28 protein-coding genes are annotated in these 25,712 nt (G+C 67.0%); 17 read left to right on the forward strand and 11 right to left on the reverse strand.

Translation table 11 applies throughout. The annotated features are described in order from the left end of the window. Positions 1-34: 34 nt before the first annotated feature. The 7 genes from BLU74_RS04800 to BLU74_RS04830 all read left to right on the forward strand — a co-directional run bounded on the left by BLU74_RS04800 (position 35) and on the right by BLU74_RS04830 (position 8,534). Complete coding sequence (locus BLU74_RS04800; RefSeq protein ID WP_089765762.1) at positions 35-1,036, forward strand: acetylglutamate/acetylaminoadipate kinase; 1,002 nt, start codon at positions 35-37, stop codon at positions 1,034-1,036. Continuing rightward, the gene (locus BLU74_RS04805; RefSeq protein ID WP_089765764.1) at positions 1,033-2,172 is read left to right on the forward strand and encodes an aspartate aminotransferase family protein; all 1,140 of its coding nucleotides are present in this window, start codon (positions 1,033-1,035) and stop codon (positions 2,170-2,172) included. The genes BLU74_RS04800 and BLU74_RS04805 overlap by 4 nt, the downstream gene beginning before the upstream one ends. A gap of 74 nt (positions 2,173-2,246) precedes the next feature. After that, positions 2,247-3,386: a [LysW]-lysine hydrolase gene (locus tag BLU74_RS04810; RefSeq protein ID WP_394327863.1), complete on the forward strand. Its 1,140-nt coding sequence runs from the start codon at positions 2,247-2,249 to the stop codon at positions 3,384-3,386. Between the two features lie 5 nt (positions 3,387-3,391). Beyond that, positions 3,392-4,291 (forward strand): ornithine carbamoyltransferase, encoded by a 900-nt coding sequence (argF, locus tag BLU74_RS04815; protein WP_089765769.1) that lies wholly within the window; start codon positions 3,392-3,394, stop codon positions 4,289-4,291. Positions 4,292-4,383: 92 nt separating this feature from the next. After that, a complete protein-coding gene (locus BLU74_RS04820; protein ID WP_089765771.1) occupies positions 4,384-4,872 on the forward strand; it encodes a phosphate-starvation-inducible PsiE family protein in 489 nt (162 codons plus the stop codon). 48 nt (positions 4,873-4,920) lie between these two features. After that, positions 4,921-7,098 carry an ATP-dependent DNA helicase gene (locus BLU74_RS04825; protein ID WP_139175652.1) on the forward strand — a complete coding sequence of 726 codons (2,178 nt, stop codon included), beginning with the start codon at positions 4,921-4,923 and terminating at the stop codon, positions 7,096-7,098. Between the two features lie 65 nt (positions 7,099-7,163). Beyond that, positions 7,164-8,534 (forward strand): cytochrome P450, encoded by a 1,371-nt coding sequence (locus BLU74_RS04830; protein ID WP_089765773.1) that lies wholly within the window; start codon positions 7,164-7,166, stop codon positions 8,532-8,534. 36 nt (positions 8,535-8,570) lie between these two features. Here the strand turns inward: BLU74_RS04830 and BLU74_RS04835 are convergent, their stop codons facing one another. Further along, a complete protein-coding gene (locus tag BLU74_RS04835) occupies positions 8,571-9,086 on the reverse strand; it encodes a 2'-5' RNA ligase family protein (RefSeq protein ID WP_089766092.1) in 516 nt (171 codons plus the stop codon). A 74-nt stretch (positions 9,087-9,160) separates the two neighbouring features. On the opposite strand from BLU74_RS04835, the gene BLU74_RS04840 reads away from it, so the two are divergent. Continuing rightward, positions 9,161-9,730, forward strand: coding sequence for a hypothetical protein (locus BLU74_RS04840; protein WP_089765775.1), 570 nt, complete (start codon positions 9,161-9,163; stop codon positions 9,728-9,730). A 56-nt stretch (positions 9,731-9,786) separates the two neighbouring features. On the opposite strand, the gene BLU74_RS04845 is transcribed toward BLU74_RS04840, so the two are convergent. Continuing rightward, positions 9,787-9,996, reverse strand: coding sequence for a DUF7554 family protein (locus BLU74_RS04845; RefSeq protein ID WP_089766094.1), 210 nt, complete (start codon positions 9,994-9,996; stop codon positions 9,787-9,789). 121 nt (positions 9,997-10,117) lie between these two features. Between BLU74_RS04845 and BLU74_RS04850 the strand changes: the two genes are divergently transcribed. Together BLU74_RS04850 and BLU74_RS18845 are read left to right on the forward strand one after the other, a co-directional pair. After that, a complete protein-coding gene (locus tag BLU74_RS04850; RefSeq protein WP_089765777.1) occupies positions 10,118-11,287 on the forward strand; it encodes an SPFH domain-containing protein in 1,170 nt (389 codons plus the stop codon). A gap of 60 nt (positions 11,288-11,347) precedes the next feature. Continuing rightward, the gene (locus tag BLU74_RS18845; RefSeq protein ID WP_175454566.1) at positions 11,348-11,494 is read left to right on the forward strand and encodes a hypothetical protein; all 147 of its coding nucleotides are present in this window, start codon (positions 11,348-11,350) and stop codon (positions 11,492-11,494) included. Positions 11,495-11,598: 104 nt separating this feature from the next. Here the strand turns inward: BLU74_RS18845 and BLU74_RS04855 are convergent, their stop codons facing one another. The 3 genes from BLU74_RS04855 to uvrB form a co-directional block, all read right to left on the reverse strand. Next, positions 11,599-12,045, reverse strand: a complete 447-nt coding sequence (locus tag BLU74_RS04855) for a universal stress protein (protein ID WP_089765778.1) — start codon at positions 12,043-12,045, stop codon at positions 11,599-11,601. Then, complete coding sequence (locus BLU74_RS04860) at positions 12,045-13,169, reverse strand: sulfite exporter TauE/SafE family protein (RefSeq protein ID WP_089765780.1); 1,125 nt, start codon at positions 13,167-13,169, stop codon at positions 12,045-12,047. The genes BLU74_RS04855 and BLU74_RS04860 overlap by 1 nt, the downstream gene beginning before the upstream one ends. 289 nt (positions 13,170-13,458) lie before the next feature. Beyond that, on the reverse strand, positions 13,459-15,597 hold the full coding sequence (uvrB, locus tag BLU74_RS04865; protein ID WP_089765782.1) for an excinuclease ABC subunit UvrB: 2,139 nt from the start codon (positions 15,595-15,597) through the stop codon (positions 13,459-13,461). Between the two features lie 220 nt (positions 15,598-15,817). Between uvrB and BLU74_RS04870 the strand changes: the two genes are divergently transcribed. The 4 genes from BLU74_RS04870 (at position 15,818) to BLU74_RS04885 (ending at position 18,682) form a co-directional block, all read left to right on the forward strand. After that, the gene (locus tag BLU74_RS04870) at positions 15,818-16,993 is read left to right on the forward strand and encodes a LolA family protein (RefSeq protein ID WP_089765784.1); all 1,176 of its coding nucleotides are present in this window, start codon (positions 15,818-15,820) and stop codon (positions 16,991-16,993) included. Between the two features lie 407 nt (positions 16,994-17,400). Next, positions 17,401-17,772: an ArsR/SmtB family transcription factor gene (locus BLU74_RS04875; protein ID WP_089765786.1), complete on the forward strand. Its 372-nt coding sequence runs from the start codon at positions 17,401-17,403 to the stop codon at positions 17,770-17,772. 1 nt (position 17,773) lies between these two features. After that, positions 17,774-18,082 (forward strand): DUF7521 family protein, encoded by a 309-nt coding sequence (locus BLU74_RS04880; protein WP_089765787.1) that lies wholly within the window; start codon positions 17,774-17,776, stop codon positions 18,080-18,082. A gap of 264 nt (positions 18,083-18,346) precedes the next feature. Next, positions 18,347-18,682, forward strand: coding sequence for an ArsR/SmtB family transcription factor (locus BLU74_RS04885; RefSeq protein WP_089765790.1), 336 nt, complete (start codon positions 18,347-18,349; stop codon positions 18,680-18,682). 34 nt (positions 18,683-18,716) lie between these two features. Here BLU74_RS04885 and BLU74_RS04890 read toward each other — a convergent pair whose 3' ends face one another. The 6 genes from BLU74_RS04890 to BLU74_RS04915 form a co-directional block, all read right to left on the reverse strand. Further along, positions 18,717-19,070, reverse strand: coding sequence for an ArsR/SmtB family transcription factor (locus tag BLU74_RS04890; protein WP_089765792.1), 354 nt, complete (start codon positions 19,068-19,070; stop codon positions 18,717-18,719). 3 nt (positions 19,071-19,073) lie between these two features. Further along, positions 19,074-19,997, reverse strand: coding sequence for a DUF4097 family beta strand repeat-containing protein (locus BLU74_RS04895; RefSeq protein WP_089765794.1), 924 nt, complete (start codon positions 19,995-19,997; stop codon positions 19,074-19,076). Positions 19,998-20,009: 12 nt separating this feature from the next. Further along, positions 20,010-20,690: a sensor domain-containing protein gene (locus BLU74_RS04900; protein ID WP_089766096.1), complete on the reverse strand. Its 681-nt coding sequence runs from the start codon at positions 20,688-20,690 to the stop codon at positions 20,010-20,012. Between the two features lie 90 nt (positions 20,691-20,780). Beyond that, positions 20,781-21,050: a DUF7521 family protein gene (locus BLU74_RS04905; protein ID WP_089765796.1), complete on the reverse strand. Its 270-nt coding sequence runs from the start codon at positions 21,048-21,050 to the stop codon at positions 20,781-20,783. After that, a complete protein-coding gene (locus BLU74_RS04910) occupies positions 21,047-21,412 on the reverse strand; it encodes a hypothetical protein (RefSeq protein ID WP_245705729.1) in 366 nt (121 codons plus the stop codon). The genes BLU74_RS04905 and BLU74_RS04910 overlap by 4 nt, the downstream gene beginning before the upstream one ends. After that, on the reverse strand, positions 21,409-21,771 hold the full coding sequence (locus tag BLU74_RS04915; protein WP_089765798.1) for a helix-turn-helix domain-containing protein: 363 nt from the start codon (positions 21,769-21,771) through the stop codon (positions 21,409-21,411). Before BLU74_RS04915 ends, BLU74_RS04910 begins: the two co-directional genes overlap by 4 nt. 131 nt (positions 21,772-21,902) lie before the next feature. On the opposite strand from BLU74_RS04915, the gene BLU74_RS04920 reads away from it, so the two are divergent. From BLU74_RS04920 to BLU74_RS04925, 3 genes are all read left to right on the forward strand, one after another. After that, on the forward strand, positions 21,903-22,658 hold the full coding sequence (locus tag BLU74_RS04920; RefSeq protein WP_089765800.1) for a sensor domain-containing protein: 756 nt from the start codon (positions 21,903-21,905) through the stop codon (positions 22,656-22,658). Between the two features lie 270 nt (positions 22,659-22,928). Continuing rightward, on the forward strand, positions 22,929-23,102 hold the full coding sequence (locus BLU74_RS18850; RefSeq protein ID WP_175454567.1) for a hypothetical protein: 174 nt from the start codon (positions 22,929-22,931) through the stop codon (positions 23,100-23,102). Continuing rightward, complete coding sequence (locus tag BLU74_RS04925) at positions 23,099-25,693, forward strand: PAS domain S-box protein (protein ID WP_089765802.1); 2,595 nt, start codon at positions 23,099-23,101, stop codon at positions 25,691-25,693. The genes BLU74_RS18850 and BLU74_RS04925 overlap by 4 nt, the downstream gene beginning before the upstream one ends. The last annotated feature ends 19 nt before the right edge of the window (positions 25,694-25,712 follow it).

A 25,712-nucleotide genomic window follows, 5' to 3' on the forward strand; every position in this document is an offset into this window, starting at 1 on the left:
GACCCAGCAGTTCGATCACACACCAGTTTCGACGATGACGCACGACGCTCACCCACACGACGCACGCGACGCCCGCCAGACGCCGAGCCGCGACCGCGCGAGCGGATCGCGACTCCGAACCGACGGGGGTGCGCGAGGCGGCGGGTCGGCCCGCGGGAGCGACGCGTCGCGCCCACCAGTCGTCGTGAAGGTCGGCGGCGCGCGGGCGGTGGACCCCGCCGGCGCGGTCGCGGACGTCGCCGAACTCGTCGACTCGGGTCGGGCGGTCGTCGTCGTTCACGGCGGCTCGACCGCCGTCGACGACACGCTCGAAGCGCTCGGCGAGGAGCCGACGTACGTCGAGACGCCCGGCGGCGTCGTCGGTCGCTTCACCGACGAGCGCACGATGGAAGTTTTCTCGATGGTGATGCCCGGGAAGCTCAACACCGACCTCACCGTCACGCTCCAGAACGCCGGCGTCGACGCCCTCGGCCTCTCGGGGGTGGACGGCGGGCTGTTGACCGGCCCGCGGAAGTCGGCCGTACGGGTGATCGAAGACGGGAAGAAGAAGATCAAGCGCGGCGACCACTCGGGGAAGATCACCGCGGTGAACGGCGAGCTGCTGGAACTGCTCTTGGCGCAGGGGTACACGCCCGTCGTCACGGTTCCGATGCTGGCGGACGACGGCGTCGCGGTCAACGCCGACGCCGACCGCGCGGCTGCGGCCGTCGCCGGCGCGATCGGCGGCGAACTGGTGGTTCTCACCGACGTCGCGGGCGTCTACGCCGACCCCGACGACGAATCGACGCTGATCGACTCGGTGACGACGCCGGAAGAATTCGACGCGCTAAAGGACGCTGCGGAAGGATTTATGACTAAGAAAGTGATGGCAGCCAACGAGGCGCTCGACGGCGGCGCGACGACCGTCATCGTCGCAGACGCGAATGCCGACGATCCGATCCTGGCGGCGCTCGACGGCGACGGGACGCACGTCGAGGCGAGCGCGGTCGCCGACGAGGAGACGAACGACGACGAGGACCTGGAGGCGACAGGATGACCGGCGGATTCGTCTTCTCGGAGAAACCGATCCAGATCGAGTCGGGCGAGGGCGCGTACCTCTACGGCGAGAACGGCACCGAGTACTTAGACTTCGGAGCGTCCTACGCGGTCGCCGCGCTCGGACACTCTCACCCGGCCGTGACGGAGGCCGTCCAGGCGCAGATCGAGAAACTGACCTACGTACAGGCGTCGTACCCGGTCGAGGTACGGACGGAACTGTACCAGAAACTGGCGGCACTGGCCCCCGGCGACATCGAGAACGTCTGGCTCTGTAACTCCGGGACCGAAGCCAACGAGGCGGCGATGAAGTTCGCCCGTTCGGCGACGGGGCGCTCGAAGATCGTCGCGACCAAGCGCGGCTTCCACGGGCGGACGCTCGGGGCGCTCGCGATGACCTGGAAGGACAAGTACAAGAAGCCGTTCGAGCCGCTGGCGGGCGGTATCGAGTTCGTCCCCTACGGCGATCCGGCGGCGCTCGCGGAGGCCGTCGACGAGGAGACCGCCGCGCTCTTCTTAGAACCCGTCCAGGGCGAGGGCGGCATCCACCCGGCCTCGGCGGCGTACCTCGAACACGCCCGGGACGTGACCGAGGACGCCGGCGCAGCGCTCGTCTTCGACGAGATCCAGACCGGCGTCGGGCGCACCGGTGACCTCTGGGCGTGTGAGGGCGTCGGCGTCGAACCCGACATCCTCACCTCCGCGAAGGGCATCGCCAACGGGCTGCCGCTCGGCGCGACGCTGGTGAAAGACTGGATCGCCGAGGACGCCGGCGATCACGGGTCGACCTTCTCGGGCGGCCCGGTCGTCGCTTCGGCCGCCAACGCGACGCTCGACACCATCGTCGAGGAGAACATCCCAGAACACGCCGCACACGTCGGCGAGTACCTGCAACACGAACTCGACGCCGCGACCGAGGAACACGACCTGCCGGTCCGCGAGATCCGGGGAGTGGGCCTGATGATCGGCGTCCAGGTGAAGCGCGGGGCCAACCGCGTGCTGAAGAACCTCGCGCTCTCCGAGCAGGTGCTGGCGCTGCCGGCGGGGCGGACGGTCGTCCGCCTGCTCCCGCCGCTCGTCGTCGACGAGGACCACGCTGACCAGTTCGTCGACTCGTTCGTGGAGGTGCTCGGATGAGCATCGAACTCGATCCCGATGAGACGGAGGAGTCGCCGGCCGAGGACGCAAACGGGCCGGCGGATTCCGAGGCGATGTACGCCGACTTCGACGCCGACGGCGCCTCGGAACTCCTCCGCGATGGCGGGATGGCCTTCGCGACCGAACACGAGGTCTTCGACGTCCAGGACGGCCTCACTGAGGGGTTGACTGAGGCGCAGACGCTGCTGGCCGACCTGGTCTCGATCCCCTCGCCGTCCGGCGAGGAGGCCGCCGCGGCCGAGCGTCTGAAGGCGTTCTTCGAGGCCCACGGCCGCGAGGTGTGGATCGACGAGGTCGGCAACGTCCGCGCACCTGCCGACGACGCCGTCTTGCTCACGTCGCACATCGACACCGTCCCGGGCGACGTGCCCGTCGAGATCGAGAACAACGTGTTGTGGGGTCGCGGGAGCGTCGACGCGACCGGCCCGCTCGCGGCGATGGCCGCCGCGGCCGTCGAGACCGGCGTCTCGTTCGCCGGTGTCGTCCAGGAGGAGACCAGTTCGACCGGCGCGTGGCACCTCGTCGAGAACCGCGAGGAACCCGACGCGGTGATCAACGGCGAGCCCTCCGGCTGGGACGGCATCACGCTCGGCTACCGGGGCTTTCTCTCGGGGACCTACGTGTCGACCAGCGAACTCGGTCACTCCTCGCGGCCGGAAGACAACGCCATCCAGTCGGCCGTGAACTGGTGGTCGCGCGTCGCGGAGTTCTTCGACACCGACGAATCCGACGGCGTCTTCGACACCGTCACGACCAAGCCAGTCAGCTTCGACGGCGGCCCGACCGACGACGGTCTCGCCGTCGAGGCGACCGTCGACGTGCAGTTCCGCGTCCCGCCGAAGTACACCATCGACGACATCCGGGAGGTCGCCGAGGGCGAACTCACGCGCGGCGGGGTCCACTGGGAGAAACCCATCCCGCCGGTGATGACGAGCCCGCGAACCGAGGTCGGGCGAGCGTTCCGCGTCGCGATCCGCGAGGTCGGCGGGAAGCCCCGCCTCCTGCGGAAGACCGGGACCAGCGATATGAACATCTACGCGGGCACGTGGGACTGCCCGATGGCGACCTACGGCCCCGGCGATTCGGACCTGGATCACGCCCCGAACGAACATCTCGACCTCGCGGAGTACGACAGTTCGATCGAGGTGCTCGTGGACGTTTGCGAGCGCCTGCAGGAACAGGACACGGAGTGAGCCCAATGCTGGAAACCGACCACTTCCTCGACATCGACGACCTCTCGACGGACGAACTGCACACCGTCCTGGACCGCGCGGCGGCGATCAAGGCGGGCGAGGACGACACTCGGCTGCCCGAACAGACGCTGGGGATGCTCTTCGAGAAGCCCAGCACCAGAACCCGGATCTCCTTCGAGACCGGGATGACACAGTTGGGCGGTCACGCCATCTTCCTCGGCCCCGACGACATCCAACTCGGACACGGCGAACCGCTCTCGGACACCTCGCGCGTGCTCTCCCGCTACGTCGACGCCGTGATGGCGCGGCTGTTCGACCACGCGGACCTGCTGGAGATCGCCGAGTACGCCGACGTCCCCGTGGTCAACGGCCTCACCGACGACGCGCATCCCTGCCAGACGCTCGCGGACCTGCTGACGATCAGGGAAGCCTTCGGCGGGTTCGACGGCGTCCAGGCGGCGTGGGTCGGCGACGGCAACAACGTCGGCCAGTCGTTCGTCATCGGCGCGGCGATGGTCGGCCTGGACCTGACGGTCGCGACGCCCGAAGGCTACGCGATGGACGACGCCGTGCTCGAACAGGCGGCAGAGATCGGCCATCCGCCGACGGTCGTCGACGACCCCGAAACGGCGGTCGCCGACGCCGATGTGGTCTACACCGACGTGTGGATCTCGATGGGGCAGGAGGACCAGCGCCAGGAGAAACTCGCGGCGTTCGAGGGCTATCAGGTGAACGAGGAACTCCTCTCGGCATCCGAGGCGCAGGTGATGCACTGCCTGCCCGCTCACCGCGGCGAGGAGATCACCGACGCGGTACTGGAGTCAGATCGAGCGCTCGTGTGGGACCAAGCCGAGAACCGACTGCACGCCCAGAAGGGCCTGCTCGTCGAACTGCTGGACGCCTGAGCGCGCTTTTTTGCCCGTCGGTCACCGGGCCGACACGCAACGGCAACTGCCTTTATCAACGTGCGCCCGAAGGTTCGGGTAGCACCGCTGATATGGGAGACGAACCGGATCCGAAAGCCGAGATGAGCACCCCGCGGCGACTCGACTCGTCGATCGATCGCATCGCGAGTTACATTGAGGATTTCGTCAACATCGTCGAACTCGCTGCAGCCGCCATCTTCGCGCTCCTGTTCGCCATCGGGGTAATCGATCTCGCGCTGCAGATCGTCCAGCGGGTGCAGACTGGCGAGATCGCTAATCCACGGGCCGTCATCGGGATCATCGACACCGGACTGCTCCTGCTGATCATCGTCGAGGTGTATCAGACTGTCATCGCGTACACGCGACGGAGCGAGACCCGTCGGATCGTCCGGTTGATCATCTACACCGGGATCATCGCGGTCATCCGGAAGCTGATAATCTTCCGCACGACCGACTACGCGTCGACGCAAGACGCGCTCTTCGCCGCGGTGGCGTACACGCTGACGCTCGTCAGCCTCAGCGTGATCCTCCTCATCGAACAGCGAGCGCTCGGGGAGTGAGTCTGCTCCGTCCGAGCCTTTTAATCCGAGGAAGGCGGAGCACTCACTGTGTCGACGACCGGCGAGTACGAGCGGTTCTTCCCCTACGAGGAGCCGTACCCGAATCAGCGCTCGGCGATGGCGGAGATCGCCGGGGCGCTCGACGACGAACGCGACGTGCTCTTAGAGGGCGCACCGGGGACTGGCAAGACCCTCTCGGCGCTCGTGCCCGCGCTCGAGTACGCGCGGCGGACGGACAAGACCGTCGTCATCACCACCAACGTCCACCAGCAGATGCGCCAGTTTGTCGAGGACGCGCGTGCGATCACCCGCGAGGAACCGCTCCGCGCCGTGGTGTTCAAAGGCAAGGCCTCGATGTGCCACATCGACGTGGAGTACCAGGAGTGTCAGACGCTCCGGGATACGACCCGAACGCTCGTCGAGAAAGAAGACGAGCGGGCCGAACTGACAGAGCAGGCCGAGGCGCTCTTAGATCGGATCCGCGAGGGCGCAGACGGCGCGGCCGAGGCCCGGAGCGCGGTCACGGACGAACTCGACGACATCGAAGACGAACTCGAGGAACTCCGCGAGGGCAACGTCTGTGAGCACTACTACAACAACCTCGAACGATCGAACGACGAGTTTTTCGAGTGGCTCTTCAGCGACGTCAGAACTCCCGAGGAGATCTACGAGTACGCCCACGAGCGGCAACTCTGTGGGTACGAACTCCTCAAAGAGGGGATGGAAGCGGTCGATCTGGTGGTCTGTAACTACCACCACCTCCTGGATCCGAACATCCGCGAGCAGTTCTTCCGGTGGCTCGGTCGCGACCCCGAGGAGGTCGTGACCGTCTTCGACGAGGCGCACAACATCGAATCGGCCGCCCGCGACCACGCGAGCCGGACGCTCACCGAGAACACGCTCGAAGAGGCGCTCGGGGAACTGGAGGACGCCGACGACTCCCGCGCGGAACCGGCCGAGAACGTCCTCTCGGCGTTCCTGGGTGCGCTCCGAGAGACGTACGACGACGCGTTCGGGTTCGGTGAGCGAGAGCAGGTGGGCGAGGAGTGGTACGACCTCTCGATCGCGAACACTGACCGCCGAGACGAACTCACGCTCGCGTTCTTAGACCGCTACGAGGGCCGCGGCATCGACGCAGAAGTCGACCTCGCCCTTCAGTTGGGTCGCGCGCTCGATCAGGCCTACGAGGAGGCCTACCGTGAGGGGGAGGCGACGACCCGCTCGGAGTGTCAGACCCTCCAGGCCGCGGAGTTCGTCGCGACGTGGATGGCCGACGGCGGCGAACTGGGCCAGCATCCGATGTGTTCGGTCCGTCGCGACGCCGGCACCGACGAGATCTACGGCCGTGCGGAGCTGTACACCTGCATCCCCCGCGAAGTGACCGAGGGGCTGTTCGAGGACGTCCACGCGAGCATCCTGATGTCGGCGACGCTCCGCCCGTTCGACGTCGTCGAAGACGTGCTGGGGCTCTCGGACCCGGCGACGATGGCCTACGGGCTGGAATACCCCGAGGAGCGCCGCCGGACGCTCGCGGTCGGGGCCCCGGCGCTGTTCAGTTCCGAACGGAACGATCCGGAGACGCAGTCGGTCGTCGCGGACGTGCTGGCGGACGCGATGCGATTCACCCCGGGGAACGCGCTGTTCTTCTTCCCGTCCTACTCCGAGGCCGAGCGCTACCACGACCGGCTCCGGAGCCGCGTCGACGTCGACGGGGCGGTCCTCCGCGACGGCCCGGACGTCGACACCGAGTCGCTCCGGCGGCGGTTCGTCGACGACGACGGGGCCGCGCTGTTCACGTCGCTGTGGGGCACGCTCGCGGAAGGGGTGAGCTTCGACGGCGACGACGCCCGCACGGTCGCGGTCGTCGGCGTGCCCTATCCGCACCTCTCCGAGCGGATGGAAGCGGTCCAGGAGGCCTACGAGCGCGCGTACGAGGACAGAAACGGCGCGGGCTGGCGCTACGCCGTCGAGATTCCGACCATCCGAAAGACCCGGCAGGCCCTGGGGCGCGTCATCCGGTCCCCGGAGGATTTCGGTGTCCGCCTGCTGGTCGACAAGCGCTACACGCAGGCGAGCGCGGATATGGGGAAGTACGGCGTCCGCGAGAGCTTCCCCCGCGAGGAGAGCGCCGAACTCGTCGACGTCGCGCCGGACAAACTGAAGTTCGCGATGCTGAACTTCTACGGCGACCTCGACGCCTACGAGGGGGAGCCCCCGCAGCCGTAATCTCGGGACGGACGCGGGGGCCGACGGCCGAACGGCTGATAGTTCTCCGGACCAACTAGCAGTCGATGCGCACCCAGCCCCCAGGTCCCGCCGGTGTTCCTGTCTTTGGCAACAGCCGACAGTACGCACGAGACCCCTTCGAGTTCCTCACGACGGTGACAGCGGCCTACGGCGACGTGGTTCGGCTCGACCTCGGACCGCTCGAGACGTACCTACTCACCAACCCCGCGGACATCGAGCGGGTCCTCGTGTCCGAGGAAGCGAAGTTCCGCAAATCCGACGTTGAGAACGATGCGATCGGCACGCTCCTCGGCGATGGACTGTTGCTCAGCGACGGCGACACCTGGCAACGACAGCGCGACCTCGCACAGCCGGCGTTCAGTCCTCGACGCGTTTCGGGCTTGGGAGACGTGATCTCGCGGCACGTCCAGGAACTGCTCGACGACTGGGAGGACGGCGAAGTCCGCGACGTCCAGTTGGAGATGGCGCGGGTGACCGTCCGGATCATCGTTGAAGCGATGTTCGGATCGCAGTTGAGCGACGCGCAGACCGAACGGATTCAAGAGCACCTCGAGCCGCTCGGGCAGCGCTTCGAGCCCGAACCGATGCGTGCGATCGTGCCCGAATGGGCCCCCACGAAGGAGAATCGCGAGTATCACGAGTCGGTTCGGGTCCTCGAGGGGATCATCGATGACATCGTCGCCGAGCGACGCGGGACTGAGTTCGATCCCGATGTCGACCCCGCCGGCGTGGCAGACGGCGACGAGCCGATGGACCTGCTGTCGATCCTGCTTCGGGCGCACGGGCGCGGCGAGCAGAGCGACGAACAGCTCCGGGACGAACTGATGACGATGCTGCTCGCCGGTCACGACACCACCGCGCTGGCGCTGACGTACACGTGGTACCTGCTCTCAGAGCACCCTGAGGCCGCCTCGCGCGTCCACGACGAACTCGATTCGGTCTGCGGTGACGATCCGCCGACTGCGGCTGACACCCGCGAACTGGACTACATCGAACGGGTGCTTCAGGAGTCGATGCGGCTGTACCCTCCGGTGTATGCACTCTTTCGCGAACCGAAACTCGACGTGCGGTTGGGCGGCTACCGGATTCCGCGCGGTTCCGCCGTGATGCTGTCCCAGTGGGTGGTACACCGCTCCGAGCGGTGGTACGACAATCCCGAGACGTTCGATCCCGACCGCTGGCTGCCCGAGCGCCGAACCGAGCGCCCGCGGTTCGCGTACTTCCCGTTCGGCGCGGGGCCGCGCCACTGCATTGGCAAACACCTCGCGATGCTGGAAGCAAAACTCATCGTCGGCACTGTTGCCCAAGCGTACGAACTCGACTACGTTCGCGACGAGCCGTTCGAACTCCGCGGATCCCTGACGATGCACCCACAGGAACCGATGGGGATGCGGATCCGCGCGCGGTCGGACTGACACGGCCGGGCGACGCCGCCACCCGTGCGCGCGGACTCAGGACAGCGGGAGACGGGCGGCGGGCTCGCGATACCGGGAGTCCCAGAGCAGTACCTCGCCGGCGGTCCACTCGATCGGGTCGATCTCGCGGCGTCCGACGAGGTCGGCCGCGTCGTCGAGACGCCCTCCGCGAGCGAGCGTGACGTGTGGGACGTAGTCGTCGCCCTCCATCTCCGCGACGGCCCCGAAGGCGTCGCACAGTTCTCGGTGCAGCGCGCGGAGGTCCGGGCTCTCGATTGCGAGATACACCACGGGACCGGGGCCGCGGGTCGGGATCTCGAAGTAGTCCAGACCGGCGATCCGGAGGTCGATCTCCTCGACGCCCCGCAGCAGCGGTCGCAGTCGCTCGCGGAGTCGCGGGAGCGAGTCGGCGCCGTCGTCGAGCGCGGTGTCGAAGCGCTTGGCGAGGAGCGTGTGCCGCTCGCGGATCCGCTCGAAGCGCGTCAGTTCCGGGTGGAGTTCGGCGGCGAGGCGATCGACTCGCCCCGGAACCGGGACGTTCAGGCTGAACACGCTCCCGAGTGCGTCTCCGGCCGACAAGAAGCCGTCGCCCCGAGAGTTAATGCCGGCCACCGCGAGCCACACGTATGGGACACCGTCTCTCATCCTCCCGTCGAGAACTCCTCTCGACGCTTTCGGGAACGTTCGCTGTCGGCCTCGTGGCGGGCTGTAGCGGGCAATCCGACGGGAGCGACGCCACCCGGACAGCAACCGAGGGCGAACCGTCACCCACCGCCACCGCCTCACCGACGAGCGAAGCCAGCCCGACTCCCCGACCGGAACTCGACCTCCGGGAGGCGAACGTCGTCGACGTGGCGTTCGACGCCGAGGGAGACCGCTACACGTTCGACGTCACGCTGCACCACGACGACGAGGGTGAAGACGGCTACGCGAACTGGTGGCAGGTCGAGCGTCTCGACGGCACGCGACTCGGCCGTCGTGAGTTGCGCCACGCGCACGCGGACCAGCCCTTCACGCGGTCGGACACCATCGAGATTTCGTCGGCCGTGACCTGTGTCGTCGTCCGGGGCCACGACCAGACACACGGGTACGGCGGTCGACTTTTGCTCGTGGACCTCGCCTCGGGGGAAACCCGAACGGTCGAACAGGGGCCCGATCGGCAGTCAGTGAGCGAGCGCGAGTGTCCCGGGTCGTGAGCGCCGCTCCGAATCGACTGAGACGATCGAACGGGGCGCTCCGCGTCGGGGCGAGTTCAGATCCGATCGAGGAACCACAGCACGATCAGGACGACGATCACGAGCCCCACGAGCGGCTGTAGTGGGCCGAGGAGCCACCCGACGATGCCGAGCACCTCGCCGACGACTTCCAGGATCAGCCACACCACCGCGAGACCCAGGAGGATCTTCAGGAGATCTTCGACCTCGATGTTGCCACGGTCGGTATCGGGACTCGGGAGTTGCATACCTTCTGCGTCGACGCCCACGGGCAAGTGCCTTCGGACCCGTGACGGGCGACCGACTGGCTCGGCGTCGGAGCGGGCGAGTGCGGGACACCCTTAATGTGACACGTTCCCAACGTTCACTATGGCGAGTCTCTTCCGGGAACTCGGCCGTCTCTCCGCCCGCGGCCTCCCCAACTGGATCGGCCCCGCAGTCGGCGTCGCGCTGATCGCCGCAATCACCTTCGCCATCTTCGGGAACGATCCGGCGACGGTCCTCGGTATCGTCGCGCTCGCGCTCGCGGCCGCGACGGTGTACAGCACGGTCGAGATCGTCGACGCCTACGAGAAGGAGGCGCTGACGGTGTTCGGAGAGTACCGCAAACTCCTCGAGCCCGGCCTCAACATCATCCCGCCGTTCATCTCGCGCACGTATCCGTTCGATATGCGGACGCAGACGATCGACGTGCCCGAACAGGAGGCGATCACCCGCGACAACTCACCCGTCACCGCCGACGCCGTCGTCTACATCCGCGTGATGGACGCAAAGCGGGCGTTCCTCGAAGTCGACGACTACAAGCGCGCGGTCTCGAACCTCGCGCAGACCACGCTACGGGCCGTGATGGGAGACATGGAACTCGACGAGACCCTCTCGGAGCGCGAGAAGATCAACCGCCGAATCAACGAGGAACTCGACGAACCAACCGACGAGTGGGGCATCCGCGTCGAGAGCGTCGAAGTCCGCACGGTCAAGCCCAGCCGCGACGTCCAGAGCGCGATGGAGCAACAGTCCTCTGCCGAGCGCCGCCGCCGGGCGATGATCCTCGAAGCGCAGGGCGAGCGCCGCTCGGCGATCGAGTCGGCGCAGGGCGAGCAGCAGGCGAACGTCATCAGCGCACAGGGGACGAAGCAGGCGTCGGTCCTCCGCGCGCAGGGCGACGCGGTCGCGACCGTACTGCGGGCGAAGTCCGCCGAGTCGATGGGCGAGCGCGCGATCGTCGAACAGGGCCTCGAAACGCTGACATCGATCGGGACGTCGCCGTCCACGACGTACGTCCTCCCGCAGGAACTCACGAGCCTGCTCGGTCGCTACGGCCGCCAACTGACCGACTCCGACGTCCAGGAGTCCGCGGGGTTAGAGAGCCTCGACTTCGACGCGGAGACGCGCGAACTGCTCGGCATCGACGACGTCGAGGAGATCATCAAATCCGTCGACGAGATGGGGAGCGCAGACAGCGTCTCGGACCTCTCTGAGACCGCGGACGGCGAGACTGACGTCGATCTGAATCTCGACGGCGCTTACGACCAGGCGTGAGGACCGCGGAGTGATCGAATAATCGTTACAATTATTCCATCGCCCGAGCGTACCACGAGTATGAGCCACGAACGGGGTCCGACTGTTCCGCGCGGCGAGGAGACGCCACCGAACCCGGAGCACCGCGTTCTCACCCGGTTGAAGCGGCACTTCCTCGAATGGGCCGACCGGTACGTCGAGATGCGCGTTCGCGCTCGCCGAGAGTAAGAGTCGACGCGACACGAAGCTGTCCACCGACGACGTCAGACTTTTCGACTGCCGTTGCTCGTGGCGCGGTTCCGGAGCGAAACCACCCTGCCTGAGCCGAAGCGCTACTCGTCGGCGTCCGAGTCGCCACTGACGGTCAACACCGGGACGGGCGACTGTCGAACGACCCGCTCGGTGACGCTCCCGACGAGGTAGCGATCCAGTCCCGAACGCCCGTGAGTGCCCATCACGACGGCGTCGGCGTCGAGCCGTTCGATCGACTCGAGGATCTTGTCCTCGGGGATCCCGATCGCGACGGTGCGCTCGATTGCGACGCCGTCGGGGAGTCGCGCGACGGTCTCCTCGATGGCCGTCTCGGCACGGTCGCGTTCGGCTTCCTCCCACACCTCGGGCGCGAGCCCGCTACTGGGGCTCTCGAACCGGTTTCGACTGTCCGCAATGGAGACGACGTGGACAGTCGCGCCGGACGTCTCCGCGAGCGTCCCGGCGTGGAGTGCCGCCGCGTGCGACGCGTCGCTGCCGTCCGTCGGCAGCAGGATCGTCTCGTACATCAGGCCACCCCCGCCGCCATCAGGAACAACGCCACAGCGATGATCGCAAACAGCCCGCCGACGAAGGCTTTGATCGTCGACGTGCTCAGCGCGCTCGAGACGTAGGGGGCGATCTGGCCGCCGGTCACCGTCGCGGGGACGGTGAAGACGACCATATTCCACGGCGTCGAGGCCAGACTCAGAGTGTGCCCGCCGACGAGGTCGCCGCCGAAGACGTGGACGAGGGAGGCGAGGATGGCCGTCAGCGCGACGACGATGTGGTTGGTGCCGATCGCGACCCGGACCGGTACCTTCGTGCCGAGCATCGAGATGATGCCGAGTTCGCCGGCGCCGAAGCCGGCGAGCCCCTGGAACGTCCCGCCGATGCTGTAGTTGACGAAGCGGCGGACGTAGCCGCCGCGGGTGTAGCGGTAGTCGTCGCCCTCGCGGTCGACACGGGTGACGGTGCCTTCGTCGTCGGTGTCGACGCCGGCGGGGCCAAGTTTGTCGGCGTCGTTCGGGAGGTCGGGCTGACCGCCGTCGACGGCCGCCCCGTCGGGGTCCTCGACCGAGGCCGCGTCCGTCGCGTCGCTCTCGGCGTCCGCGTCGGCGTCCGACTCGTGCTCGTGGTCGAGGTCGGCCTTGAACAGGAGATACGACGCCGCGAGGAGCGCGATACCCAGCAGGCCGTGGAAGACCGGCTCCGGGACGATAAACGACAGCAGCGCCCCGCCGACGACGAACGGGACCGCGCCGCCGACGATCGAGAGCGCCAGTCGGCGGTCGACGAGGCCGTACTGGATGAAGGCGATCGACGAACTCGACAGCCCGAACGCCTCGCTGATCAGCCCGACTTTGACGATCGTCGCCGGTTCCAGCGGTGCGGCGGCCAGCGGGAACAGGAAGATGAGAAACGGCACGAACAGTGCTGAACCGCTGATGCCGACGGTGTTGACGATGGTTGCGCCGAGCAGGAACGCCGGGAACAGCCACCAGAACTCGAGCCAGTAGTTCGTCCCGACGCCCGCGGGCGTCGGTGCGGCGAAGAACACGCCCACGACGAACGCGATCGGTGCGAGGAAGACGAAGACGTGCTGGTACCGGAGAAACGATCGCTGGACACGACTGTAGGAGAGTGAACTCATTACTGTACAGGAGTCAGTGCTGCACCGGGTGATCGAGCGAGCGAGTGAGAGAACTGACGACGTCTGGCCGGGATACGGCAGCGCCCCGGACCATCTACGTGCCCTCCAGACAGTCGCCGCGAGGGACGTGCTGATCGACACTGCACCGTGCCGAATCCTGATTCATCGTGCGCGCTGGATAGCGGTGTCCGAGGAATAAATCTTGAGATCCACGAGCGCCCTGTGGTGCGGTCACACACGTTCTGCCCGCCGGTCGTGACCGCCGCCGGTCACTCCTCTTCGCTGTCGGTCACTCCTCTTCGCTGTCGGTCGGACGACGATCGATCGGCTCTCCGTCGACCGGCACGCCATCGAGGGGGTCCGCGCCGGGGTCGACGCCGTCGTCGCCGCGGGACCCCTCGTCGTCGTCTCGGATCCCGAACTCCTGTCTGAGTTCACGGATCCGGTCGCGGATGTCCGCAGCGAGTTCGAACTCCAGGTTCTCGGCCGCCTCCGACATCCGGTCTTCGAGGTAGGCGATCCGCTGGCGGGCCTCCGCCTCGTCGTCCGGTTCCCCGTCGGGCGAGTCCGTCTCGCTGCGGCCGCTGCCCGGCAGGTTCGTCTCGCCGATCTCCTTCTCGATGGTCGCCGGCTCGAACCCGTGCGACTCGTTGTACTCCCGCTGGATCCGCCGCCGCCGACGCGTCTCGTCGATGGCAGACTGCATCGCATCGGTAGTTTCGTCCGCGTAGAGGACGACCTCGCCTGCGACGTTTCTCGCCGCCCGCCCCATCGTCTGCACCAGCGTCGTCTCCGAGCGGAGGAAGCCCTCCTGGTCGGCGTCGAGAATGGCTACCAGCGAGACCTCCGGGATGTCGAGTCCCTCTCTGAGGAGGTTGATACCGACCAGGACGTCGATGTTCCCCAGGCGCAGGTCGCGGACCAGCTCGTGGCGCTCCAGCGTGTCGGTCTCGTCGTGCATATACGCGACGTCGACGCCGGACTCCTCGAGGAACTCGGTCAGATCTTCGGCCATCCGCTTCGTGAGCGTCGTGACGAGCACGCGCTCGTCGCGCTCGATGCGCTCGTCGACCCGATCCAGCAGGCCGTCGACCTGGCCCGTGGCGTCCTCGATCTCGATCTCGGGGTCGACGAGGTGCGTCGGCCGGACGATCTGCTCGACGATCTGCTCGGAGTGGTCGCGCTCGTAGTCACCCGGGGTCGCCGAGACGTAGAGCGTCCGGTCGGTCTTCTCCTCGAACTCCTCGAACGTCAGCGGGCGGTTGTCGTACGCCGTCGGCAGGCGGAACCCGTTCTCGACGAGTGAGTCCTTCCGCGACTTGTCGCCGGCGAACTGCCCGCGGATCTGCGGGAGCGTCTGGTGGGACTCGTCCACCACGGTGAGGAAGTCCTCGGGGAAGTAGTCCAAGAGGGTGTAGGGCGGTTCGCCGGACTCGCGGTCGGACATATGCACCGAGTAGTTCTCGATGCCCGAGCAATAGCCCGTCTCTCTGAGCATCTCGATGTCGAACGTGGTCCGCTCTTCGATGCGCTGGGCGGCGACGAGGTCGCCCTGCCGCTCGAAGTACTTCACGCGGTCTTCCATCAGCGCCTCGATCTCGTCGATCGCCGCTTCGAGTTTCTCCTCGGGAATCGAGTAGTGCTCGGCCGGGTGGATCAAAACGGCCGGTTCCTCGGAGACGACCTCGCCGGTCAGGGGATCCAGTTTGGTCATCCGATCGACCTCGTCGCCCCAGAACTCGATCCGGGCGGCGTACCGGCCGTACATCGGGTACACCTCCACGGTGTCGCCGCGGACGCGGAACGTCCCCTGCTGGAAGTCCACGTCGTTGCGCTCGTAGTTCAGATCGACCAACTGCGCCAGCAACTCGTCGCGGTCGATCCGGTCACCCAGTTCGACCCGGAGCGCCATCTCGGTGTAGTTGGTCGGATCGCCAAGCCCGTAGATCGCCGAGACGCTCGCGACGACGATGACGTCGTCGCGGGTGAGCAGCGACCGCGTTGCCGAGTGGCGCAGCCGGTCGATCTCTTCGTTGATCGACATGTCCTTGTCGATGTAGGTGTCGGTCTGTTCGACGTAGGCCTCGGGCTGGTAGTAGTCGTAATAGGAGACGAAGTACTCGACGGCGTTGTCTGGGAACAGGTTCCGAAACTCCTCGTAGAGTTGCGCGGCGAGCGTCTTGTTGTGGGCGATGACGAGCGTGGGTTGCTGCAGTTCCTCGACAGTCCACGAGACGGTGTTGGTCTTCCCGGATCCGGTGACGCCGAGTAAGGTCTGCTTCGTCATCCCCGACACGTAGCCCTCGACCAGTTGCTCGATGGCGTCGGGCTGGTCGCCCGCGGGGTCGAACGGCGCGTCGACGTGGAAGTCCCGGTCCGCTGCGGGCCTGTCAGGCGACAGCGGACTCGACCCGGAGGTGTCACTCATCGGAACACGATAGCGGACACACGCACTTGAGACAGTCGGTGGCGCCCTCGGGGGGGACGAGGCTCACGTGAACCCGGACCGATGCTCGAACAGCACCAGCTACCGAGACGCCGCGACACCGTCGTCTCCTGTAGTGACACGGCGGTACGCCCTCGACGCGATACCCCCGGTGTTTAGGTGCCAGCACCCATAGCACTCACTATCGCGTAGCGCCCCCGGTATGATCGACGATGCCCTCCCACTCGGCCGCCGTTCACTGGTAGTGCTCTTGTTCCTCGGGGTGGTCCTCTCGGTGGCCTTCTGGCCGTCGGGCGGAGCCATCCCCGGGGGCGACCCGCAGGTCGACGCGAACGTGAGTGAACGCTACCGGTCGATCGATTCGATCACGGCGACCCGCTCGGTCGTCGTCGACAACAACGCGACGACGACCCGGACGGTCGCGGACGTGACACTCGTTCCGGGCACGGACCGCGAGCGCGTTCGCTTCCGGGACAGCGGCCCGTCCCGGTACGACCGGCGGATCTCGAACGGGTCGGTCCTGTGGCTCTACGACAGCGACCGGCAGAACCTGACCGTCATCGAACTCTCCGGCTCTCCGACCCCCGTACTGCCGGCCCGGGTTCAGCGACTCGTCGCGGCGGCCGGCCTGACTGACGCCGGCGGTCAGCCACAGGAACCGACGGTCGCGCCGCTACCGGCCGTTCCGCGCGGGGCACAGCCCCGCCCCAACGCCACCGACGCCTACCGCGTCGAGTACGTCGAGACCGCCACCGTCGGCGATCGGGAGGCGTACGTCCTCAGCGTCGCGCCGGCGTCGAACCGCAGCGACGTCGGCTACCGGCAGCGGCTCTGGCTCGACACCGAGCGGTTCTATCCGCTCCGCACGCAGACCGCCTGGACCGAGAACGGGACCCGCCGCTCGGTGACGACGACCTACACGAACGTCACCTTCGACGCGTCGGTCCCGGCGGACGCCTTCCGCCCCGACGTCGGCCCGAACGTGACGATCAACCGCCCGGAGACGCCCGACACCGAGTGGTACCGCAGCGTCGACCGGCTCTCCGAGGCGACCTCGATCACCATCCCGCAGCCGTCGATACCGCCCGAATTCTCGCTGACGTACGCGACCCGGACGACCGGCCGGGTACAAGGTGTCGGACTCCGATACACGGCCGACGGACGCCGGCTCACGGTCGCCAAGTACAATTTCACGTACGCCCTCGACGAGAGCGAGCGAGACCTCGTCGTCGACGGCCGGCCGGCGACGCTCGATCGCGGTCCGACACCCTCGCTGTCGTGGTCGTGTGCGCAGTACCGATACACGGTCCGCGGCACGGGCGTCGAGATCGATCGCCTGGTCGAAATCGGACGCTCGATCGGGTGCTCGGCCGCCTGACCGTCGGTTCGGATCCGAGCGCTGCGTCGGGCTCTCCGCGGTCACGCGCGGTCGTCGTCGGAACTTCTGACTCTGAAACTCCGCCCGACGGTATATGATCTATCGGCTCCTCGGTCGACTTGCGATGGACACTCCACGCGGAACGTCGACGGTACCGTCGTCTGTGACGTCGTTTCGTCCATCGCCGCCCGCACGGCCGACGCCGTGCCCCCGCTGACGTGTTCGCTCCTCCCCAGCCGGGATTCGTTCTGGTCTCGGCACCGACTCTCGACATCTCTGCCCCCCTCGGCCCGGCGCTGTGCCGCCGACAGCGCCGATCGCTGCCCTCCCACGGCCGATACGGGCGGGGTTTCAGGACCAGAAAGCCGTGGCGGCTTTTATTCGGCCGCCGGCCGTTCAGTCGAGTCGTGAGTGAGGATCCGGAACCGGGTGCCGTTCTCGACGTCCTCAGCGACGAGTACGCCCGGTCGATCCTCGCTGCAACGAGTGTCAAACCAATGTCTGCACAGCAACTCGCCGACGAGTGTGGGATGTCCAAGCCGACGGTGTACCGGCGGGTCGAACGACTGCAGGAGCACGACCTCCTCGGGGAGCGGACGGAGATTCAAGACGACGGGAACCACTACAGCGTCTACGTGGCGACGCTCTCGGAAGTCTCGATCGAACTGGACGACGGCTCCTTCGAGGCCGACGTGCAGCGACGCGAACCGGCGGCGTTCCCGGGCGAACGAGAGTCAGACACCGCAGACCGCTTCGCAAAGATGTGGGAGAACCTCTGAGATGTTCGGCGCCGCCGTCGTCGAGTGGCTGATCTTCGCGCTGGCGCTCGGCTCGACACTGGTCGGGGGCTACGTCGGCTATCAGGCGTATCGCGGGTACCGCCGCCACGACAGTCGAACGATGCGGGCGCTGTCGCTCGGCCTGTTGCTTCTCACCACTGTCGCGTTCGGCCTCGCCTTCGTCGGATCGCTCCTCCTCCGGGAGGGCTATCTGGGACTGCAGTATCAGCAGCCGCTGACGCTCGCGACGCGCGGTCTGCAGTTCCTCGGGGTCGTCCTGATCGCCTACTCTCTGCACTCCCGAGGGTGAGCTCGCCGCCGCTGGTCGGCGTCTGCAGACACCGCTGGCCTCCCGCCCACTTATATCTTCAGGTGGGTGTTCACTCCGAGAAACTCCGCACACTCGCTCTTGTTGCTGTAGCCGTTACTGTCGAACGCGATGGTCCCCACGCAGACGTGCCCCGACACGGGGCACTGCCCCGCGAATGTACTGACTGCATCCGATCCCGCTTCGGCCCCCGAGCGACTCCGCGTCCCCGAATATGCGGGGAACCGACCCACCCTTTCGTGAGCGATGGCGAGTCTCTTACCCACCCGTCAGTCGGTCCCGTCACCGGCATCGACGCGCAAAGAGGTCGTCGTCGACGGGAGCGAGTCCGGCACGGTGCTCTCGGTGCTCTCCTCGCAGACGGCCAGACGAATCCTCGCGGCGCTTCGTGACGGTCCGAAGCCCGTCTCCGAGATCGCTCCGGCGGCCGAGACGTCGCTTCAGAACGCGCGGTATCACGTCGAACGCCTCTGTGAGGCCGAGTTCGTCGAGCCCGTCGATACGTGGTACTCGAAGAAGGGCAGAGAGATGACGGTCTACGGACTCCGGACGACAGAACTCGTCATCCGGTTCGATCCGTGAGCGCGGCGGCGCCGGCGTCGACCGGCCCGGTCGGTCACGCCTCTGCGCCGAGTCGGAGTTCGAGTCGGCGGCTGGTGAGACCGTAGACGGTCATCTCCGTCCCCTTCGCGGAGTACCAGCACCCGGCGTCGGTCACGAGTCCGGCCGCCTGCAGGCATTGCAGGTGGTGACAGGCGTTCTGGAGGGAGGTCTCGACGCGTTCGGCGAGGTCCGACGCGGTCGCTGGACTGTCGCCGAGCGCCGACACGATGTCTCGTGCCGTCTCCGACCGCAACGCGTCGAGTGCGTCCGCCGACGCGTCGGGGTCGAGGACGACGGTCGTCGTCGGCTGTGGAGTGTGTTCGACCGCCGGCCGGCGCGGCAGCGGCGGTGGCGCGTCCATCGACATCGGTCAGCTCCCGGTGACGGTCACGTCGCCGTCTGCCGTGCGGATCGTCAGTTCGTTCGTCCCGTCTCCGAGCGTCGTCTCGACGCGCCGCTCGGAGGTCGTCGTGAGCCCATCGAAGGCATCGGCGACGGTGACGTTTCCGTCGTCGGTGGCGATCTCGACGGTCGCGTCGAGCGATTCACTGACCCGAGCCGTCACGTCGCCGTCAGACGACCGGACGGTTGCGGCGTCAGTGATTGCCGGGACGTCGGCGACGATGTCACCGTCGTCCGTCTGTACGGCCTCGATCGATCCCGGATCGCGCACGGAGAGATCGCCGTCTCGCGAACGCACCGAGACCACGCCGTCCGCGCCGTCGACGCTGATCGAGCCGTCCTGCGTCGTCGCCGAGACGTCGCCCTCGACGTCGCTGACAGCGATGTCGCCGTCTCCGGTCTCGAGGACCGCGTCTCCGCCCGTTCCCCGGACAGATACGTCGCCGTCGGCGGTCTGGACCTGATCGACGGGAACCGACTGCGGGAGGTGGACTTCCAGGTCGACGCTCCCGCCGCCGATCCCGAACACGTCCGGCTTCTCCGTCCCGATCTGGAGCGCCCCGCTGTCGGTCTGTGTTTGCAGCCGCAGGTCCGAGAGGCTCGTCTCGCCCTGCGCTCGCTTGTGTGCGCGAACCGTGACGGCCGCACCGTCGGCCGGTTCGACGCTCACGTCGTCGCTCGCGTCCGCGACGACGAGCCGGTCGATCTCGGTCGATTCGAACTGGCGTTCGACGGTCGTCTCGGCCCTGTCGATCTGGACGAACGAGCCGGTACAGCCGGCCACGGCCGCCGTGCCGGCGGCGGCCGCCGCACCGAGGAGCTTCCGTCGGCTGAGCGTACGGTCGGTCGATCGAGTCGGCTCCGCGGACTCGGCGTCGGTGTTGGGTTGCATCGGTACGGGGTGTTAGGCGCTCTCGGATTCGGTTTCGTCGTCGATCCCGACCAGCACGGCCGTCGTGTATCCGCCGAGTTTCGCGAGTCCGTTGAGGACGTGCAGCGACACCAGGACCACGACCACGCCGGCCCCGGCGACAGCGAGGGCCTCGCCGAGCGTGTCGACGAGGTACGGGCCGATCGTGTAACTCACGCCCGCGGCGTCGTAGAACACCGGCGTGGTGAGTAACGCCGCGCCGAGCGTCCCGGCCGTGACGAGCGCGGTGAACGCGACGATCCCGAACACGAACTTCAGGCAGACGAGCAGCACGCCCGTCCACGTCGACGGCGCGGTCAGGAACCGGACCGTCGTCGCCAGGAGGTCGTCGAGGCTCTCGACGTTCCAGTCGATCGTCTCGAGCGCTGCCGGCGGCGTCGCCTCGACGTCGACCAGCCACGTCGCGAGTCTGGCCTCGAAGCCGGCGGCTCCAACCGCTGCGAGGAGCGTCACCACGAGGAGCGGCACCCCGACGATGGTGATGAGGAGGCTCGCGCCCGTCGAGAGCCCCACCGAGAGGCCGACGAAGTAGAGCAGCCCGAGCGGGAAGGCGAGCGCGAGGTATGCGATGTTACGGTACGTCTGTCTGCGGAACGGGACTCCGAAGAACTGCTTGAGAACAGCTCCGGGTCCCGTGCGGAGGGCTTGGGTCATCGTCCCACCTGGGACGAGGGACGGCATATCCGTATAAACAGGGCGCGACTCGCTGCGTGAGCGACTCCCCGAAACGTTCAAATAGGAGTTTCAATCGAACGACCGGTAGATCGCGACGAGACCCACGGTGTGTGCGACTGTCACGCCGAGGATCGCCTGGGCGTCGCTGAACTGCAACACCGGCGCGAGCACCCGACTGACGAGGAACGGGACGACGGCGATGAACAACACGCCGACTGCGAGCACGCGCATCGTTTCGCTATCGTTGCGCCGGTAGCCACGATACGCAAGGTAGGCGACGTACCCGCCCACGATGGCGGTGGCCGTGGCGATCACTGTCGTGATGGGTGCCGGGATCATTGTCTGTGCACCACCGCGAGGATGACTAAGAGGCCGCACAGTTTGCTCACGTTCACGACGAACGTCCGCTCGGTCGCGCCGAGGACGGCCGTGTTCCCGAGGAAGAGTCGGAGGAACATCGGTGCCGGCGCGAGCAGCAGCATCCCGACGGTCAGGAACAACAGCGGCCGCTCCCGCGTCCGCAGGTAGCCGGTCGCGTACCGATAGGTCACGAGGATCGACAGGACGACGGCGACGAAGAACACGACGATCGCGACGATCGCCGTCGGCGCTGCGCCGCCGACGACGTCGATCTGGGCGAGGTCGCCGCTCGCGCCGAGTGCGCGCACCGCCGCGTGTCCCGTTGCTGTGTGCCCAGTCATCCCGAGAGCTCCTCGTACAACCGCGTGAACCGATCGGCGGCCTCCTCTTTCTCGGTTCGATCGACGTCCACCACGAACCCGTCGTCGGTGAGTTCGACGGTCACGCGCTCCATCCGCGCGATGTACTCCTCGTGGTGGTGGCCGCCGGGATCGAGTCGCTGTACGCCCTCTAACAGATCGCGGTCGCGAAGCTGTTCGACGCGCCGGTAGATCGTCGACTCGGAGGCGTCGCACGCGTCGCTCAGCGCCTCGGCGGATCGAGCCTCGCCGTACGTCTCGATGAGGATCCGACGGGCGTAGTCGTCGTCGATCAGGGTGATGATCTCCTCGTCCTCACCACGCCCGTCAGCCGAACGCATCGTCTCCGCGTTTCGGTGCGTCGGTGAAAAATGGTGCCCTCCCTGGGACGTCTGCCGATGCCACGATCGCCCGCACGGACGCCCAGAGGCCCCATATTTATGCTGAACAGCCCGTGATTCGAACGTGTGGTATGCCTGACGTTGTTGCCCGCCTCCGGTCGTCCCTCCCCCGACCCTCCCTCCGAACCGTCGTCACGACGCCGCTTCGCCGTCGGACCTACGGGAACCTGCTGTATCTCGTCCTCGCGTTCCCGCTCGGCCTGGGCTACTTCGTGTTCCTCTCGGTCGGGTTGTCGCTGAGCATCGGCCTCAGTTTCGTACTGATCGGGATTCCGCTCTTCTTCGTCGTGTTGGCGACGAGCCTCGTATTGGTGGGCTTCGAGCGCCGCCTGGCGACCACGCTTCTTGCCATCGACTTCGAGGCGCCGCCGTGGCGCGTCGCCGACGCCGACGGTCCCCTCGACGGGGCGAAGCGCCTCGTGAGTGACCCCGCGCTCTGGCTCGGACTCGCGTTTCTCGCGACGAAACTGGCCGTCGGCGTCGCCGCGTTCACCCTCCTGATGGGGATCCTCGTTCCGGCGCTCGCGATCGTCGCCACGCCGCTGTACTACGACACCCCCGGCGTCCGCGTCGGCGTCTTTCTCCCGACGGAGTTGACCCAGGAGCTCTCGCTGTACATCCCGTGGAACGAACTGCTCGTCGGCGTCTCGTTCGTGGTCCGACTCTCCTCCTGGCAGGTCACGTCGCTCGTCGACGCCGTGGCGATGTCGCTCGGCGGCCTCCTGGTAGTCATCCTCGGACTGGCGGTCCTCGATGGCTTCGCCTGGCTCTGTGGACGGTGGGCCCGCCTGCTGCTCGGGCGATCGATGCTCGATCGGTTCCGGTGACTCACGGCCACAGCCTCGATTGGTACCGCGGCGGGGCTGACCCGTCGTCTCCTGAACCGAACTGTTCCCCACGACAGCAGCCGAGTGCCCCCGCGTTCGAGCTGTCACCGCCGACTGCCTGCGTGCTTCGTGGTATCACGGTAGATACTTGCCTCGCAGCCCATTCAACAGAAGCAAACACATCCGAAAGCGCGCTCGTGTTCTCCTGTCCTCCGATCGTCGCATCGGAGCGATGCCGAACCACACGCCGTTTTCGGCCCCCCGAGCACTATGCCCGAGATCTACCCACGTTGTCGATTCGAGAGCGGTACCGCTGCGACGCTGTCGGTCACGGCCCCGACAGACGCCGTCTCGGACGCCCCGTGTCCCCTCGTCGACGACGTCAGCGTCCCTATCGCCGGCGATCAGTTGATCATCTCCCAGCCCGAAGGAGGTGGTGAATGAGCGCCCTCTCGTCGCTGGTGGACCCCTCGGGCGAGACTATCCACGTCCTTCACGTCGACGACGAACCCGATTTCGCCGAACTGGCTGCGACGTATCTCGAACGCGAAGACGACCGCTTCGAGATCGAGACGGCGACTCGGGCGGACGAGGCGCTGGCTCACCTCGCCGAGCACGACGTCGACTGCATCGTCTCGGACTACGATATGCCGGGGGTGAACGGGATCGAGTTCCTCGAGGCGGTTCGCGAGGACCACCCCGACCTCCCCTTCGTCCTGTTCACGGGGAAGGGGTCCGAGGAGGTCGCCAGCGAGGCGATCTCCGCCGGCGTGACCGACTACCTCCAGAAGGAGGGCGGGACCGACCAGTACACCGTCCTGGCGAACCGCGTCTCGAACGCCATCGATCACTACCGATCCCAGCAGATGGTCGAGCAGAGCGAGCGACGGCTCCGCGAAATCATCGACGCAGTGCCACACCCGCTGTACGTCGTGAGCGAGGACGGGCGCTATCTGCTGGCCAGCGAAGCGCTCGCGTCCTTCCACGGCAAGACCCCCGAAGAACTCGAGGGGTCACATATGCGTGAAGTACTCCCTACGACCGCTGCCGACCGCCTCCAGGAGGCGTTCAGCCACGTCATCGAAACGCGGTCCTGCACACAACTCCGGGAGTTAGTGATCACTGACGCCGACGGCGAACCGCACCTGTTCGAGCCACAGTTGCTGCCGTATTACCTCAACGACGACAGGCGAGCAGTACTCGGAATCGCGGTCGATGTGACCGAGCGACAGCGACGGGAGCGCGAACTCGAACGCATCCGCGAGCGGATGGAACTCGCGCTCGATCACACCCGGTCGATCGTCTTCGACCTCGATCGCGACACTGGCGAAGTCGTTCGGCACGGGGACTTCGAGGGGTTCTTCGGTATCGATCCGGGCGACGTGCCGACGTGGACCGATCACCTCGAACGCGTGGTCCACCCCGACGACCGGGCGGCGTTCCGAGAGTTCTACGAGCAACTGATCGACGGCGGACGCGACAGCGGGACGCTCGAATATCGGACCCATCCCGAGCGCGGTCCCGTTCGCTGGATCAGAGACACGATCTCCGTGCAGACGGACCTGGACGGCGATGGCCGTCAAGCGGTCGGCATCGCACGCGACGTCACCGAACAGAAGGGCCGCGAACTGGACCTCCGCGGGAAGGAACGTCGGTACCAGGCGGTGTTCAACGATCCGAACACGCTCGTCGGGTTCGTCGATACGGACGGAACCGTCCTCGAAATCAATCAGGTGGCGATGGAGTACGTCGACGCCGACCTCGACGACGTCGTGGGGGAGCCGCTCTGGGCGACGCCGTGGTTCGATCACTCGCCCGAGGCCCGTCAGGAAGCCAGAGAGTGGGTCGAGCGTGCCGCCAGCGGCGACTACGTCGAGTTCGAGGTCGACCTCGATCATCCGAGCGGTGACTCGTCCACGGTCGAGGGCGTCTTCCGGCCGGTGACCGACGACGAGGGGGCCGTCGTTTCGGTGTTTATGTCCGGCCGCGACATCACCGAACGCACGGAGCGAGAACGGGAGCTACAGCGGTACGAGGCGTACCTCGAGGAATCTTCGGACGTCGTCACGGTCCTCGACGACGACGGAACGGTTCTGTATCAGAGCCCCGCGGTCGAAACCGTCCTGGGCTACCCACCGGAGGTGTTCCTCGGGCAAAACGGGTTCGACTTCATCCACCCCGACGACGTGGGCGAGGTTCGCGAGACGTTCGCGGAACTCCTCGCCAACCCCGACTCGACGGTGACCGTCGAGTGTCGGTTCCGAACGGCCGACGACGAGTGGTGCTGGCTCGAAGTCCGGGGGACGAACCGACTCGATCACGAAGCGATCAACGGCGTCGTGACGAACAACCGGGACATCACCGAGCGCAAGGAGCGCGAGAAGGCACTCAAACGAGAACGGGACCGGCTCGACGAGTTTGCGGGCGTCGTCAGCCACGACCTCCGAACGCCGCTGAACGTCGCTGAAGGCCGGCTCGACCTTGCGCAGGCGGAGTGCGAAAGCGAGCATCTCGACACGATCGGGACCGCGCTCGACCGGATGAACGCCATCATCGAGGACGTGCTCAGACTGTCGCGCGAAGGGCGAGACATCGGTTCGATGGACTCCGTTGCGGTTCAGGAAATCGTTACTGACGTGTGGAACATCGTGGCCGACGGCGAGCGCGCGGCCGACCTCCGCGTCGCGGACGAGGGCCTTTCGACGCTCACCATCGAGGCCGACGCCGACCGCCTCCGGCAACTCTTGGAGAATCTGCTACGCAACGCGGTCGATCACGGCGGCGACGACGTGACCGTCACCGTCGGTTCGATGACTGGGGGCTTCTACGTCGAGGACGACGGCCCCGGGATCCCCGAAGACAACCGGGACGACGTGTTCACCGCTGGCTACTCGACCAACCAGGCGGGGACCGGCTTCGGGCTGAGCATCGTCAAGCGAGTGGCGGAAGCGCACGGCTGGGAGGTCCGCGTCACCGACGGAGCCGAGGGCGGGGCCCGGTTCGAACTCACGGGCATCGAAATGACGGCCCAGTAGTCGCTCGCGTTCGGTGCCC

The organism is Halobellus clavatus (assembly GCF_900107195.1).
Classification (GTDB): domain Archaea; phylum Halobacteriota; class Halobacteria; order Halobacteriales; family Haloferacaceae; genus Haloquadratum; species Haloquadratum clavatum.